This is a genomic window from Arthrospiribacter ruber (assembly GCF_019343195.1).
Lineage (GTDB): Bacteria > Bacteroidota > Bacteroidia > Cytophagales > Cyclobacteriaceae > Arthrospiribacter > Arthrospiribacter ruber.
The window spans coordinates 408205-423189 of sequence record NZ_RPHB01000001.1; the positions used below are offsets into that span (position 1 = coordinate 408205).

Consider the following 14985-nt stretch of genomic DNA (forward strand, 5'->3'; position numbering starts at 1 on the left):
TTATACAGCTAGTAAAAAATAGCATCATGGAAAAAACAACTGCTAAGAAAAGTACGAAAGTAGATCCGAAGAAAAAGATTACAGAAGGATATATTCTTTATGTTTTGGAACATGGGCATGAGCCTGCCTCAATATTCAAATTTGCCAAAGAACTGAAAATGAAAGAAGAGGAGTTTTACTCCTATTATACTTCTTTTGAATCTATCAAAACCGCTGTGTGGGTGAAGATTTTTGATGAAACCTTAGAGAATTTGGAGTCTCAGGAAGTGTTTAGACAATACAGTGCCAGAGAAAAGCTATTGGGCTTCTTTTTTACCTGGATAGAAGAACTGAAAAAAAACAGGTCCTACCTCCTCGTCCAATATCAGCATCACAAGGACTTGAAAAAATTGTTGCCACAAGAAGTGAAGCCATTCCGTGAAAAGTTTAAAGACTTTGCCAATGAAATTATTTTGGAAGGAAAGGAGACGGAAGAAATTGCTAGCAGGCCTATCATCTCAGATCGATATGATGAAGCTTTGTGGCTACAGGTTTGGTTTGTTTTTCAGTTTTGGCTGAAAGATACTTCTCCAGGTTTTGAAAAAACCGATGCTGCCATTGAAAAGTCCGTTAACCTTGCCTTTGACCTTATGGGTAAGAGCGCATTAGATACATTTATAGATTTTGCCAAGTTTTTGTACCAAAATAAGTAGGAACAGTGAAGGAGAAAAATATCAAAGAGCAGCAGAGTATTCCCGTTTCCAAAGTGCAACGGGCTGCCAAATTTATCAGTACCGGTGCAAAAGTCGGAGGAAACTATGTGAAGCACTACGCCAAAAAAGTAGTCAATCCCAATCTTTCCAAAGAGGAATTACACAACAGCAATGCGGAGGACATTTACAATTCTCTTAGCCAGCTCAAAGGTTCGGCCCTAAAAGTGGCCCAAATGATGTCCATGGATAAAAATATCCTACCTAGGGCCTATCAGGATAAGTTTACCATGGCGCAGTACAGTGCACCGCCATTGTCGTACCCTTTGGTGGTAAAAACCTTTATGAAGTATTTCGGTAAAACGCCGGATCAGATGTATGACAGCTTCACAAAGTCTGCAGTCAATGCTGCTTCCATAGGTCAGGTTCACCAAGCAACCAAAGAGGGTAAAAAGTTAGCCGTTAAAATTCAATACCCAGGTGTTGCCGATTCAGTAAGTTCGGACCTTAAGCTCGTCCGTCCTTTTGCCTTGAGACTGCTCAATATGAATGAAAAAGAGCTGGATCATTACATGGAAGAAGTGGAAGGCAAGCTGATAGAAGAAACAGATTATGAACTTGAGGTGCAACGTTCTCTCGAAATTTCGCAAGCTTGTAGCCATATTGGCGGATTGACCTTTCCTGGATATTACAAGGAAATGAGTTCGGCGAGGATCATCACCATGGACTGGATAGATGGCAAGCACATCAGGGAATGGCTGGAAACCAATCCTAGTCAAGAAGATAAAAACAGGGTAGGGCAGTCCCTTTGGGATTTTTACCATCATCAGGTCCATAACCTACAGCAGGTACATGCCGATCCTCACCCTGGTAATTTTATCATTCAAAATGATGGCAAATTGGGTATCATTGACTTTGGTTGTGTGAAAATTCTTCCTGAGGACTTCTACAAGGGTTACTTCTCATTGATCAAAAAGGACCTGTTGATCAATGAAGATGAATTGAATGAGATTTTCTATAACCTGGAATTTATCAGTGATAAGGATACGGATGTAGAGAAAGAGTACTTCAAAAATATTTTCAAAGAGATGATTTCACTGCTGGGAAAACCCTTTCATGTGGATTCCTTTGATTTTGCAAATGACAGTTATTTTGAGCAGATTTTCATGTTGGGAGATAGGATTTCCAACGATAAGATGTTCAAAAAATCAAGACAGGCCAGAGGTTCCAGACATGGATTGTATATCAACAGAACTTATTTTGGTCTTTATAACTTGCTCAACCAGCTTCAGGCCAATGTCAAAACGACCAAGCCGGAATGGCTGGAGTCCAATGCTCAGGCTGTTTGAAAGCACTGGAAAAACCTCCGAACAGGAGGTTTTTTTTATACCAACCTTAAAGCAAAAATGATTGCAATTATCAAAAGTATCAAGCCTGATAGGTCGGCTATCCGCTTAATGGTTCTGTAGAGTATTTTTAGATGTTTTTCCATGTCTTATACGAAGTCAAACCTTTCTGCATAAATGTTTCTCCAATCCACACCTTTTTTTCTGAAAGTGAGTTCGGCATTGTCCATCATCTGCCCTGGACCACAGATGTAATAGTCAAATTCATTGAGATCTTCCGGAAGGTATTTTGTGACCAACTTTTCATCTATGAGACCTTTTTCTCCATCCCAATCCTTGTCAGGCTTTTCCAAGACATGGATCAGCTCAAGGTTGATTTGGTTTTTCAGTCTCTCCAATTCTTCTCTAAAAGGGATTTTTTTCCACCTTTCATTTCCATAAATGAGTATGCATTTTCTCTGGTCTTTCCTATCTGCCAGCGTTTTGAGAAAGGAGATGCCTGGAGTAACCCCAATTCCTCCCATGACCAAAAAGCATGGTTTCTCTTTGAGCGTAAAGGAACCAAAAGGGCCTTCCAAATAGGCAGTCTGTCCAGGTTGCAGGTATTTCCAGGTGTTGGTAAAGTCCCCGATTCTTTTTGCGGTAATTTCCAAAACGCCTTTTTCTGCACTTGAAGAAAAAGAGAAGGGATGCTGCTGAAGTGAAAAGGGAGTATGGGAAATGGTAATCCAAGTGAATTGACCGGGCAGGAAACGGAAAGGTTCAGTACTTTTCTTTTCCAGTCTTAAGGTATAGCAGTCATCCTTTTGAGGAAGTATCTCCTTGATGATAAAGGGATCTTTTTTGGCCATGTATGGTCTTACCAAACGGGTGTGAACCAATAAGTAAATCAATGAACCAAAGAAAATAATAAAGAAAGCAATCTTATAGAACTCATTGAGGTAATGGCCTACCTGAATGCTGTGGACAATGCCTATGAATACCAAAGAGAATCCCAAAACACCGTGGATAAGTCTCCACCATTCGTAATTAAGTCCAGTGCTGACCCTCCAAAGGCTGGTGTAGAGCAGGGTAATCATGCCAAAAGTAGCAAAGACCAAGGCAGCAGCTCGTGGAAGATTTTCCCTAGGGTCATAAAATGAAATGTATTCCCAGTCAGCTACCAATAAGAGGATTGGATGACTTAAAACGAAAATTATGGCGACAATCCCTATTTCTTTATGAAACTGCACAATGTTATCCACTCCAAAGGATGGAGCCACTTGCTTGATCCTTCCGGAAAATAAAAACTGTATTCCGAATAAACCCAAGCCTATAAAGCCCAAGACCACACCCAACTCCTCAAGGAGGGTTCGTTTTGGTGGGATATCTCCAGAGTAGGCTGCCAAAAGTGGGAGCAGACTCAAAGCAAGAAAAATAAAAAGCCAAATCAGCCCCTTGCCAGCGCTGTATCGTTTAGTTTTAGTTGACATACAAAAGTGGAACTTTATTCATCCGGAAATTTGGATGTTTTTGTGTGAAAGGTGATAAAACTTGTGTTTTTTTAGGTAGTTGGTCAATGTTTTAAGCCCCTTTGTAGGAGATTCTATAAATACAATTAGCCATGTCATCGGACACCAAAAGGTTTCCATCCGGCAGCTGCATGACATCTACCGGTCTGCCCCATACCTCCTGACTGTCATGGTTCAGCCAGCCTTCTGCAAAAACTTCTTCTTTGCCTGGGGTTTGGTTGTCATCGAGTATTACTCGGGTTACCTGATAGCCTATTTTTTTACTTCGGTTCCAGGAGCCATGCTTGGCGATGAAAATATTGTTTCTGTATTCATTCGGAAATTGATCAGCTGTGTAAAACCTCATGCCGAGAGGAGCCACGTGTGGCCCTAGTTTTTTGGCAGGAGCAACATAGGCCGACTTGTCCTTTCCTTTGTCTCCGAATTCCGGATCCTTCACATCTCCTGCATGCCAAAATGGATAACCAAAGTGAAGTCCTTTTTGAGGGGCGTGGTTGAGCTCACAATCAGGAATGTCATCGCCCATCATGTCCCTGCCGTTGTCGGTAAACCAAAGCTCTTTGGTTTGGGGATGCCAGGAGAAGCCAACGGTATTCCGCACTCCATGGGCAAAAATCTCCGGTTGAATATTGGTAGCATTCACATCGATTCTGGTGATGCTCGCAAATATCTCCTCATCAGATTTACAGATGTTGCATGGTGCACCTACTGGTACATACAACATGCCATCCGGTCCAAAAGCAATAAATTTCCAGCCATGATGTGCTTTATCGGGATATTTATCATATACCACCTCATAGCTTGGGTTTTCCAGATTGTTGACTATATCCTTAAACCTGAGGATTCTGCTGACTTCGGCGACATAGAGGTCGCCATTTTTGTAAGCCACGCCATTTGGCATTCGCAGGCCGGAGGCCAAGGTATGTTTTTTGTCAGCCTTTCCGTCTCCATTGCTGTCCACCAAAGCATAGACATTTTTTCCTTGCCTATTTCCTACAAAAATGACTTTGCCATCATCGCTCATGGCCAGTGACCTTGCATCCGGAACATCTTCTGCCCAGACTTCAATCTGAAATCCCGGCGGGAGTTTGATCGTTTCCAGTTGTATGTAGGAAGAATTGTTTTGGCCAGAGCAGGAAAAATAGGCGAAAGTCATCAACAGTAGAAATAAGGGTTTAAGCAAATGGTAGGTTTTCATCGGAACTTAACTTATGATTTTGAAAATGAATATACCTAAATTTTTGTTGATTGTCAGGTCTTGGAGTAATAATCCATTTTTAAGCCTCAATCTATGGTAGAATACTTATTTTTGCAGCATGTTATCGATCAACAACCTATCTTATTTCATTGGGGGCAGAGCACTTTATGAAAATGCCGCCCTTCACATCAAGCCTAAAGATAAAATCGGACTGGTGGGTCTGAACGGCACCGGCAAGTCTACACTTTTGAAAATTATCAGTGGTGATTACCAGCCGACTTCTGGTGAGGTCCAGAAAGCCAAAGACTGCACGATTGGCTTTCTGAACCAAGACATGCTTTCTTATCAGTCAGAAGAACCTATTTTGGAAGTGGCATTGGCGGCATTTAAAGAGACTTTGGAGCTGCAGCATGAGATTGATGAAGTCTTGAAAAAGATGGAAACAGACTATTCTGATGCCGTGATCGACAGGCTGGCAAAGCTTCAGGAGAGATTTGAGGCCAATGAAGGATACACGATCAAAGCCAAAGCAGAGGAAATATTGGAGGGGATAGGTTTTAGGACTGAAGATCTGATGAGGCCTTTGAAGACCTTTTCCGGTGGATGGAGAATGAGGGTAATGTTGGCTAAGCTTCTTTTGGAAAAGCCCTCTCTGCTGATGCTGGATGAGCCTACCAACCACCTTGATCTACCTTCCATTCAATGGGTGGAAAATTACCTGAAGTCCTACGAAGGGGCAGTTATTGTGGTGTCTCACGATCAGGAATTTTTGGACAACTGCATTGACATTACAGTGGAGGTATCACACGGGACGCTTACCTCTTATTCCGGAAACTACTCTTTTTATAAAGAGGAAAAAAAGGAAAGAATGGAGATACAGCAAAATGCCTACGAAAACCAGCAGCAAATGATCAAGCAGACTGAAAGGTTTATCGAAAGGTTTAGGGCAAAAGCTTCAAAATCCAATCAGGTTCAGTCCAGGGTCAAAGCCTTGGAAAGGATGGACAAAGTCAACGAAGTCATTGATGACAATATAGCTGTAAACTTCAAATTTAAGTTTTCACAAAAATCCGGGAGAGACGTGGTCACTTTAGATCATGTTTCCAAATCTTACGGTGACCTGAAAATTCTTGAGGATACTTCTGCCAGGATTGAGCGGGGGGATAAAATTGCACTCATCGGTGCCAACGGTAAAGGTAAATCTACCTTGTTGAGGATCATCAGTGGAACGGAGCAGGTAAAAGGGAAAGTTTCCCATGGTCACAATGTAATCAAGTCTTTTTATGCCCAGCATCAGCTGGAAGCACTGAATATTGACAATGAAATCCTTCAGGAAATGGTGCAGGCCGGATCCGGTAAAACAGAAACCGAATTACGAGGGGTCTTGGGTTGCTTCCTCTTCTCCAATGAGGACGTCTTTAAAAAGATCAAAGTGCTTTCCGGAGGTGAAAAATCCAGGGTTGCTTTAGCCAAAACACTTATCTCGGAAGCCAATTTCTTGTTGTTGGATGAGCCTACTAACCACCTTGATATGCAATCGGTGAATATTTTGATCCAAGCGATGCAGCAATACGAAGGGACATTTATCACCGTTTCTCATGACAGACATTTTATCAGGGGGGTAGCTAATAAAATCTGGTATATAGAAAACCATCAGATAAAAGAATATCCGGGAACCTATGAGGAGTTTGTGTACTGGAATGAAAGCAGGAAAGCAGATGAATCAATTGAAAAGTCTAATATCAAGGAAAAAAAGGAACCCCGTCAAAGAAGGTCAAATACCGAATTGGATGAAGCTAGAAAGGTTCTGAAAAAAAAGGAACAATATTTGGCTGAATGGGAAGATAAAATACTCGGTTTGGAAAAAAGAAAGGCTGACTTGGAAAAAGAAATGGCTGACCCCTCCGTTTATTCTGAAGTGGACAGGCTCCAAGAGCTTACAGAAGAGTATGAGAAGATAAAAATATCTTTGAAAGAGGCCAATGCCTCATGGGAGTCCTTGGTGGAGGAAATAGGGGAGTTGGAACAAATCATAGCTTAAATAATTGTCATGAAAAGATCAGTAGTTTTATTTTTTTTGTTGATTGCGGGTCAGCTTGTCCTCGCGCAGGAAGCTTTGTTTGACAGAATATTTGAAGAAAATATTCAGTCTGTAAGGTTGTTTCCGAATTCAGGAGATTTTGCTGCCCAGATGAACTCTCCCATTTTGGAGCTCAATAGCGGTGTTGCCCTCAATCTTACTTTTGATGATTTTGCGTATGATCCGGATATGTACTCGGCCAAGATCATTCATTGTGACTTTGATTGGACACCATCTGACCTGAAAGAAAATGAATACCTCAACCAGTACAATGAATTTAATGTCTTGGACTACGAATATTCAATAGATACCCGAATTCCTTACATTCACTACAATTTTGTCCTGCCTCCGGTAAGCAAATCAGGAAACTATGTGATCAAAGTGTATCGGGGAAGAGATGAAAGTCAGACAATCCTGACCAAGAGGTTTATGGTTTATCAAAAAGCAGTCAACCTGGCGGCTAGGGTAGTACCTCCAAGCACTACAGAAGACAGGAGGAAAGTGCAGCAGGTCAATGTAACAGTAAATTACAAGGGCAGAGAGTTGTTTGACCCTAGAAATAACCTTCGGGTCATGATCAGGCAAAACCAAAGATGGGACAATGTGAAGGTTTTGGACAAGCCCACCATGCTTAGGGAAGATACCAAAATGATAGAATACAATCTTTTTGACGGCAGCAATACTTTCAAAGGCGGAAACGAGTTCAGGTTTTTGGATTTGAGGTTTGTGAGAGCAAGAGGGATGAATGTGAAGTCTGTGAAAATGGAAGAGGATGTGGTATATGCGGAGGCAGGAATAGACAAAATAAGACCGGATGGAGTTTACTCAGAGTATCTGGATATGAATGGACAATATGCCATTATGAATCTGGAGAGGCAAAATCACGAAAGGGAAAGCGAGTATATTGTCACTACATTTTACTTAGATCCGGAAGGTGTTAAAGAACAGCCTTATCTGGTCGGAGCTTTGACTTTATGGGGATTGACCCCTGATGCCAAAATGGAACTCAATCCGAATACCAATATGTACGAGACTACTTTGATTTTAAAACAAGGTTGGTACGATTACCAATATGCCTATAAGGGTTCAGACGGATGGGACATGGCTCCTTTAGAGGGCAGTCATTTTGAAACCGAAAACGAATACGAAGTATTTATTTATTACCGGGATATGGGTTCGAGATATGATGAACTGATCAGCTATTTTAATCTCAATCCGAATAAAAGAAGGTTATAAAAAAAGCCGATCCATTTGGATCGGCTTTTTTTAATTTTCTACTTCCTGATTTTCATCTGGATTTTGGGGTCTTTGTCTCTCTTGTTGGGATTTGTAAGGAATAAAGCCTTCTCTCTTGAATTTATATGGCTCTGTTCTTTGACTAGGAGCGTGGTTTGCCAGATCCAGCATTCCAAAACCCTTATGGGTAAAGGCTCCCAATCCACATTTGAAAACAAAATCCTGTACCTCCGGAGCGGCATACAATGTGAAGGGAAGGGTATACCCTCTCACCTCGTATTTCACATCCATATCGTATACAGAATAGATTCTTGCAAATTTCTTTTGCTGCTCTCTCAGCTTATTCACATAATTCATGTCAGGTACTACCTGGAATTTGTAAAAGGACTCCATTTGCTCCTGAGAGTACCAGCCTGATCTTTCCATTCTGGTCAGGGTAGATTCATACAACAAATCCGAAAATTCGTCTGTGTCCGGATTGATGAATCTTTTGCCTGATTCGTCATTGAAAGAAGGGGTGAGCAGTACCAAAGGAGAGATACAAACAAACTTGTTTGAGGACTCCAACTCCGGTTCAAACTCCTGTTCTGTGTACTCTGGAGAAATGATCAGATTTCCTAACTCAATTTTGGAAGTAGCAAATACTTGCTCCAGTAGGTAGTCCATGAAATCTTCATTGGGTGATGAAAGCACTAATGTGACTAAACTGGAATAGTAATGCAATCCGCTTCTACTTACTTTAGTCTGGCCTTTAAGACCAGAGAAGTTGAAGTAATTGTAGTTAAAAAACTCTTCTCGTCCACCTTTTACGATCAATCCCTTGAGAAATTGAGCCAAGATGTACTGGTGGTGAAATGGTAAATAAGCACCTTTGTTTTTTAAGGAAAATATTAATCTTACTCTCACGGTGTTAAAAATAAAATTTGAAACAATTATTAAACTTACTTAACTAACGGTTTACTATATATTCGGTTTCCAGCAAAAGTACAAATATTTTTTAAAGTTTATTAAACATTGAACCTAAAATGCATAATATCCCCATCTTGTACTACATATTCCTTGCCTTCTATGGCAATTTTTCCGTTTTCCCGGCAAGCTGCTTCAGTTTTGAATTTTTCATATTCGGGTAATTTGATCACCTCAGCTTTGATAAACCCTCTTTCAAAATCACTGTGGATGACACCCGCTGCTTGAGGAGCCTTCCACCCCCGCTTGATGGTCCAAGCACGTACCTCCTGAGGTCCGGCGGTAAAGTACGTGATCAGGTTGAGTAGTTTATACGCTCCTGAGATCAGTTTGTTAAGCCCGCTTTCCTCTAGTCCATATTCAGACAAAAACATTTCCTTTTCTTCTTGGTCATCGAATTCAGCTATTTGGGATTCAATGGCCGCACAAAGAACAATTACTTCCGCATTTTCATCTTTTATTTCTTCCTTGAGCTTTTCTACATACTCATTTCCGGTAAGGATGCTTCCTTCGTCTACATTGGCTACATAAAGGACGGGCTTAATGGTCAGCAGGTGTAAGTCCCTTACAGCCTCCAGGTCTTCTTTTTCCACCTCAATGGCTCTGGCGTTTTTACCTGACTGTAATCCTTCTTTGAATCTGAGAAGGATTTCGAGCTCTTTTCTCGCCTTGGCGTCTCCCGATTTTGCTATTTTTTCCAGGCGGGCAATCTTTTTGTCCACCGATTCAATGTCTTTAAGCTGTAGTTCAGTATCAATAACTTCTTTGTCAAAAACTGGATCAACACCACCTGCTACATGGACTACATTATCGTCTTGGAAGCAGCGGATGACATGGACAATGGCATCAACCTCACGGATATTGGCCAGGAACTTGTTTCCCAAACCTTCCCCTTTGCTAGCGCCTTTGACCAAGCCTGCAATGTCGACAAATTCGATTACCGTTGGGATTACTTTTTGGGGATTTACCAAGCTTTCCAGTGCCCTCAGTCTGCTATCTGGGACAGTCACTACACCGACATTTGGTTCTATAGTACAAAAAGGGAAATTTGCTGCTTCAGCTTTAGCACTGGAAAGAGCATTGAATAAAGTTGATTTTCCTACGTTGGGTAAGCCAACGATTCCGCATTGTAATGCCATTGAAGATGGTTTGTTTTTTTAAATTTTGAATATTCTGTATTCCCGGTAACCTCTGTAAAATTCAAGAAATGATACCCTGAAAATTGTGTAAACCGGGATGGCAAAAATCATCCCCAGAATACCGGCGATTTTTGCACCCGCAAAGATAACAACAAATATTTCAAGTGGATGGGCTTTTACCGATTTAGAGAAAATAAGGGGTTGTAAAACCACATTGTCGGTCACTTGAACCACAGAAAATACAGCAAGAATTTTTACAATCATGAAAATAATGTCATTGGAACTGGCAAAATCACCAGTGGACAGTCCTACTATGACACCAAATGTAGCACCTAAGATTGGGCCTGCATAAGGAATAAGGTTGGCCACTGCTGCAAACATAGCTATGGTCAGGGCATATTCTATTCCTACTATGGTAAGGCCTATTGAAGCCAAAGAAAAAATGCAGCTGAGCTGTATCAGTAAGCCGACCAGATAATTGGATAACAATCTTTCTACTTTATTGAAAGTAGATACCGCCAATTCAAAATAGGAATTGGGAATGAGGTTCATGATATTTCTTCTGAGAAGTCCATTTTCAAGCAAAAGGAAGAAGGTGATAAACAGAATGGCCATGAAACCAATGAAAAAAGAACTTGTAGTATTCACCACGGTATTCAAAATCCCCTGAATATTAATGGCGGAGAAGCTTTTGATCATAGACTCTCTTACTTGGGTAATCAAAAATCCCGGTTCATTGTTGACGATTTCGTAACGTATCAGAAGGTCCTCTACTTTTCCTACAGGGTTTTGGATCTGCTCATAGATATAATCCATGTCATAGGTAGCAATGATCTGTACCTGAGCGCTTATCAAAGGAATAAAAAGCAATCCTATAAAAAATAAAAACAAGGCAATAAAAAGAAATGAGATCACTATAGCGATCCAGCGAGGGACGTTTTGGCCAAGTACATGAAAGCCGTTGATTTTGTTGGTAAGTGGCCTTAGTATCGCTGCAATGACAAGTGAAAAAATAAAGTATAGGGTGATGTTCGAAAAATACCAGCCTACTACTAACAATAAGGCTATTGCAAGCAATACATATAAAACGGGCTTCTTCATCAGTAATACTTTATTTTAACATTAATCACCTCATTCCCAATTAATCTGAGTGGATGTTTTCCGGGGAAGGAAAACACTATGACACTCAATTCGGTTTTTTTTCAAAAAGAAAAAGAGAAAGAAATCCAACCTGACTTAAATTTTCATTAAGCCTATCTGGTCAAAGTCTGGCTTTGACCGGGTAGATTTCTTTCTCTAAAGATGAACAATTGTAGGAATTAATCCCACTTTAATTCATCATCAAATTCTGTTTCCTCTTCTTCTCTATCAAACTGGGAGAAATCAAAATCAGCCATCAGGTCATTTTTGACGTGATCCACAGCATCCTGAAGTGCTTCAATAAACTTCCCGAAGTCTTCTTTGTAAAGGAAAATCTTATGCTTTTCAAATACAAAACCATCATCCTTCAATCTTCTTTTGCTTTCGGTAATTGTCAAATAGTAATCATTTGACCGGGTTGATTTCACATCAAAAAAATAAGTCCTCTTACCGGCTTTCACTCGTTTAGAGAAGATTTCTTCTCTATCATTTCCTCTGTTGTCTTCCACTTTCCAAAGAATTTTGTTGTTTGTGTTTGGTATAAATCGAGCAACAAGTTAAACCAATTCACAAAATATATTCAAGGTATTTTGATGTTTTTTTACATAAAACGGTCAATTTGAGGAGTAAACAGCTTAAAATCAGTGCTGTTATTGCAGTGTACTCAAAAATAAAAGGGCTTGATGGCCCTTTTATTCTCCGTGCATTTTAATCTTTTTGGCGAGAAGTTCGTCCTCAGTCTCCCTATGGTCCGGATCATCTACGCAGCAATCTACCGGGCATACAGCAGCACATTGGGGTTCCTCATGAAATCCTGTGCACTCTGTACATTTGTCGGTGACAATGTAATAGAATTCTTCTGATAGCGGCTCCTGCTTTTCGAGGGCATCGACCACTGTACCGTCTTCCAAAGTAACCTCCTTTAGAGAAGTACCTCCGGCCCAGGTCCATTCTATTCCGCCTTCATAAATCGCTGTATTGGGACATTCAGGTTCGCATGCACCGCAGTTGATGCATTCGTCAGTTATCATTATAGCCATCTCAGTATCATTTTTTGTACTTGCCGTAAAATTAATAAGCAAATAACCATCGAAGCAAAAAAAAAGTTGTCATGCTAACTAATTTATATTGATTCTAGCAAAGACTGGTCTTTTTTTAATCAATATCTTTGTGGTTCAACATCATTTATGACATGTATCTGGAAGAAAGAATAAGTGCATTGGCCAAATTAGGGGATAGGATAGGGGCTTTGTCCGATGAAGAATTTGATAAGCTTTACCGACGAATAGAAAATAACAACAGCTGGTTTACCTATGACAATGTCAAAGAGGCATTTTCAGCCCTTAAGACAATTTTGGATCAGCAAGCCCTTCAAGAATGGGTGAAGCCTTATGGGTTGGAGGAAGTTAGCGAGAGGAAAGATGTAGGATTAATGCTTGCCGGAAATATTCCTGCGGTCGGGTTTCACGATTTGCTCTCTGTTTTGATTTCAGGGCATAAAGCCTCGGTGAAATTGAGTTCCACAGATACAGAATCCATAAAATGGCTGGTAAATGAGTTACTATACATCGAGCCGCGATTCTCAGATCAAGTGAGTTTTGAGGAAATGCTGAAAAATAAAGACGCCTACATTGCCACAGGCAGCGACAATTCTTCCCGGTACTTTGATTATTATTTTGGAAAGTATCCTCATGTAATCAGGAAAAACAGGACCTCGGTAGCTGTGTTGAACGGCGATGAGTCCGAGGAGGATTTTAAAGAACTTGCTAAAGATGTGTTTCAGTATTTTGGCCTTGGGTGTAGAAATGTGTCCAAGCTTTTCATCCCTGATAAAGCGGTACTTCAGGATTTTTTACCTGCCATAGAGTCGTTTAATCCTATTGCCAATCACCATAAGTATAGAAACAACTATGACTACAACAAGTCCATCTATCTTGTAAATAATGAAGATCATCTGGATAATGGTTTTCTGCTTTTAAGAGAAAGTGAAGAACTTGTTTCTCCTATATCAGTCCTGTATTATCAAAAATATTCCGATACTGATACTTTGACGGAGGAGCTGTCCAAAATTGAAGCAAAAACGCAATGCATTGTAAGTAAAGGTGCATGGTATCCAGGCAGCTTTCCATTCGGTCAGGCGCAGTGTCCTGCCCTGTCAGATTATGCTGATGGAGTAGATACTGTGTCATTTCTGAAAGGCTTGTAAACCAGTCGTAAACAGTGAAATTTGATACTAAAACCAGCTATTTGAGAAAGATGACAATAAACTTAAGATTCCCGTCTACTTTTCAGATAGCCATTTTTTTGAGTTTGCTGGTGTTTTTGTTGGCTATCGTAATGACCAAGCCTTCACATGCAAATATTGCAGTGTATTCCTTTGAGGTTTTGCATTTTTGGAAAGATGGGTTTTGGGAACTATTGGAATTCACCATGCAAATGGTGTTGATTCTTGTGTTCGGCCATACTTTGGCTATGTCCAAGCCTGTCAATGGTTTTTTGGATAAAATAACCGGAAGCATTACCTCCAATACTTATGCAGTATTGGTGACGGCATCCCTGTCCATGTTGGCTGGTTATCTAAATTGGGGCTTCGGACTGATCATTGGGGCAATTCTGGCCAGAAAAATCGGAGAAGAAGCATCTAAAGGCAGGATGCAGATCAATTACCCTTTGGTGGCAGCATCAGGCTATCTTGGGATGGCAGTATGGCATGGAGGACTGTCCGGGTCGGCCACTTTAAAAGCAGCAGAACCTTCCCACTTTCTTCTTGATCAGATTGGAGTAATTACCGTGGACCGGACTATTTTTTCAGGTTTCAATTTGGGTATCAATACAATTCTTTTTGTCACCTTTCTACTAGTGCTTTATTTTTTGTCCAAGCGTGGTTTTGCCAAACAGCTCTATCCCCAGCCAACCCAGCGGGAAGAAAGCAAGCTGGAGAACAATAAAGATAAGTTGGGATATGTTATAGGTGGATTGATTGTTTTTTTGGGGCTTTCTGAATTCTGGAATATTTCAGATCAAGGCTGGGGCTTTTTGGACCTGAATTTTGTCAACTTTGTACTACTTGGATTGGGGCTGCTTGCATTTGGAAGTTTAGATCAATATGTAAGTCATTTGAGCAAAGCGGTAAAGGGTGCTACAGATATCCTGATTCAGTTTCCGTTTTATGCCGGAATCCTGGGAATCATGAAATATAGTGGACTTTTGGTGATGTTGGCAGATGATATGGTCAGTCGCTCTGGTCCTGATACATTTCCATTACTTACTTTTTTTAGTGCGGCGATCATCAATTTCTTTGTGCCATCCGGTGGGGGACAGTGGGCAGTACAGGGTCCAGTGGTCATGGAAGCAGCGGTACAGATGGGAATAGATGTTCCAAAAATGATCCTTGTCTTTGCTTATGGGGACCAGGTAAGTAACCTCTTACAACCTTTTTGGGCTTTGCCTTTACTTTCAATCACAGGATTGCCGGCAAAAGAAATATTGAGGTATACAGGACTGCTGTTTTTAGTGGCTTCTTTGATTTTTGCTGTCTTTATTTGGTTTGCAGTATCTTAAACCCTTTGGAATGCTTATAAATTCCACGGACGGAGAGAGGATTGCTTCCAAAATTGCCCTATATTTTTATCTTTGCGGTCGATTTAGAAATTCTTTTCAACATTTAATAAAAATCAATT

Annotated in this window: 13 protein-coding genes; 6 read left to right on the forward strand and 7 right to left on the reverse strand. The window is 40.6% G+C overall.

Annotated elements, in window-relative coordinates; translation table 11 throughout:
- The first annotated feature begins 26 nt into the window (after positions 1-26).
- Together EGN73_RS01555 and EGN73_RS01560 are read left to right on the forward strand one after the other, a co-directional pair.
- Positions 27-692, forward strand: coding sequence for a TetR family transcriptional regulator C-terminal domain-containing protein (locus EGN73_RS01555; RefSeq protein ID WP_219286428.1), 666 nt, complete (start codon positions 27-29; stop codon positions 690-692).
- A gap of 5 nt (positions 693-697) precedes the next feature.
- The gene (locus tag EGN73_RS01560; protein ID WP_219286430.1) at positions 698-2038 is read left to right on the forward strand and encodes an ABC1 kinase family protein; all 1341 of its coding nucleotides are present in this window, start codon (positions 698-700) and stop codon (positions 2036-2038) included.
- A 146-nt stretch (positions 2039-2184) separates the two neighbouring features.
- Here EGN73_RS01560 and EGN73_RS01565 read toward each other — a convergent pair whose 3' ends face one another.
- Both EGN73_RS01565 and EGN73_RS01570 read right to left on the reverse strand, forming a co-directional pair.
- Positions 2185-3507, reverse strand: coding sequence for a ferredoxin reductase family protein (locus EGN73_RS01565; protein WP_219286432.1), 1323 nt, complete (start codon positions 3505-3507; stop codon positions 2185-2187).
- Between the two features lie 91 nt (positions 3508-3598).
- A complete protein-coding gene (locus EGN73_RS01570; RefSeq protein ID WP_246611438.1) occupies positions 3599-4702 on the reverse strand; it encodes a PQQ-dependent sugar dehydrogenase in 1104 nt (367 codons plus the stop codon).
- Between the two features lie 160 nt (positions 4703-4862).
- Between EGN73_RS01570 and EGN73_RS01575 the strand changes: the two genes are divergently transcribed.
- On the forward strand, positions 4863-6785 hold the full coding sequence (locus EGN73_RS01575) for an ABC-F family ATP-binding cassette domain-containing protein (protein ID WP_219286436.1): 1923 nt from the start codon (positions 4863-4865) through the stop codon (positions 6783-6785).
- Positions 6786-6794: 9 nt separating this feature from the next.
- Complete coding sequence (locus EGN73_RS01580; RefSeq protein WP_219286438.1) at positions 6795-8060, forward strand: type IX secretion system plug protein; 1266 nt, start codon at positions 6795-6797, stop codon at positions 8058-8060.
- Positions 8061-8090: 30 nt separating this feature from the next.
- Here the strand turns inward: EGN73_RS01580 and cas6 are convergent, their stop codons facing one another.
- The 5 genes from cas6 to EGN73_RS01605 all read right to left on the reverse strand — a co-directional run bounded on the left by cas6 (position 8091) and on the right by EGN73_RS01605 (position 12345).
- The gene (gene cas6 / locus EGN73_RS01585) at positions 8091-8966 is read right to left on the reverse strand and encodes a CRISPR-associated endoribonuclease Cas6 (RefSeq protein WP_219286439.1); all 876 of its coding nucleotides are present in this window, start codon (positions 8964-8966) and stop codon (positions 8091-8093) included.
- Positions 8967-9067: 101 nt separating this feature from the next.
- A complete protein-coding gene (gene ychF, locus EGN73_RS01590; protein WP_219286441.1) occupies positions 9068-10165 on the reverse strand; it encodes a redox-regulated ATPase YchF in 1098 nt (365 codons plus the stop codon).
- Between the two features lie 18 nt (positions 10166-10183).
- Positions 10184-11266 carry an AI-2E family transporter gene (locus EGN73_RS01595; protein WP_219286443.1) on the reverse strand — a complete coding sequence of 361 codons (1083 nt, stop codon included), beginning with the start codon at positions 11264-11266 and terminating at the stop codon, positions 10184-10186.
- A 218-nt stretch (positions 11267-11484) separates the two neighbouring features.
- Complete coding sequence (locus EGN73_RS01600) at positions 11485-11814, reverse strand: DUF3276 family protein (protein ID WP_219286445.1); 330 nt, start codon at positions 11812-11814, stop codon at positions 11485-11487.
- Positions 11815-11997: 183 nt separating this feature from the next.
- On the reverse strand, positions 11998-12345 hold the full coding sequence (locus EGN73_RS01605; RefSeq protein WP_219286447.1) for a 4Fe-4S binding protein: 348 nt from the start codon (positions 12343-12345) through the stop codon (positions 11998-12000).
- A gap of 128 nt (positions 12346-12473) precedes the next feature.
- Here EGN73_RS01605 and EGN73_RS01610 point away from each other — a divergent pair, with 128 nt between their 5' ends.
- Positions 12474-13511: an acyl-CoA reductase gene (locus tag EGN73_RS01610; protein ID WP_343207067.1), complete on the forward strand. Its 1038-nt coding sequence runs from the start codon at positions 12474-12476 to the stop codon at positions 13509-13511.
- 50 nt (positions 13512-13561) lie between these two features.
- Positions 13562-14866, forward strand: a complete 1305-nt coding sequence (locus EGN73_RS01615; protein ID WP_246611416.1) for a short-chain fatty acid transporter — start codon at positions 13562-13564, stop codon at positions 14864-14866.
- Positions 14867-14985: the final 119 nt, after the last annotated feature.

What these genes read in the sequence shown, in the direction of transcription:
- EGN73_RS01565 (WP_219286432.1), bottom strand. Translation starts at nt 3,507, where the DNA reads ATGTCAACTAAAACTAAACGATACAGCGCTGGCAAGGGGCTGATTTGG.
- EGN73_RS01580 (WP_219286438.1), top strand. Translation starts at nt 6,795, where the DNA reads ATGAAAAGATCAGTAGTTTTATTTTTTTTGTTGATTGCGGGTCAGCTT.
- EGN73_RS01575 (WP_219286436.1), top strand. Translation starts at nt 4,863, where the DNA reads ATGTTATCGATCAACAACCTATCTTATTTCATTGGGGGCAGAGCACTT.
- EGN73_RS01555 (WP_219286428.1), top strand. Translation starts at nt 27, where the DNA reads ATGGAAAAAACAACTGCTAAGAAAAGTACGAAAGTAGATCCGAAGAAA.
- EGN73_RS01570 (WP_246611438.1), bottom strand. Translation starts at nt 4,702, where the DNA reads ATGACTTTCGCCTATTTTTCCTGCTCTGGCCAAAACAATTCTTCCTAC.
- EGN73_RS01615 (WP_246611416.1), top strand. Translation starts at nt 13,562, where the DNA reads ATGACAATAAACTTAAGATTCCCGTCTACTTTTCAGATAGCCATTTTT.
- EGN73_RS01605 (WP_219286447.1), bottom strand. Translation starts at nt 12,345, where the DNA reads ATGGCTATAATGATAACTGACGAATGCATCAACTGCGGTGCATGCGAA.
- ychF (WP_219286441.1), bottom strand. Translation starts at nt 10,165, where the DNA reads ATGGCATTACAATGCGGAATCGTTGGCTTACCCAACGTAGGAAAATCA.
- EGN73_RS01595 (WP_219286443.1), bottom strand. Translation starts at nt 11,266, where the DNA reads ATGAAGAAGCCCGTTTTATATGTATTGCTTGCAATAGCCTTATTGTTA.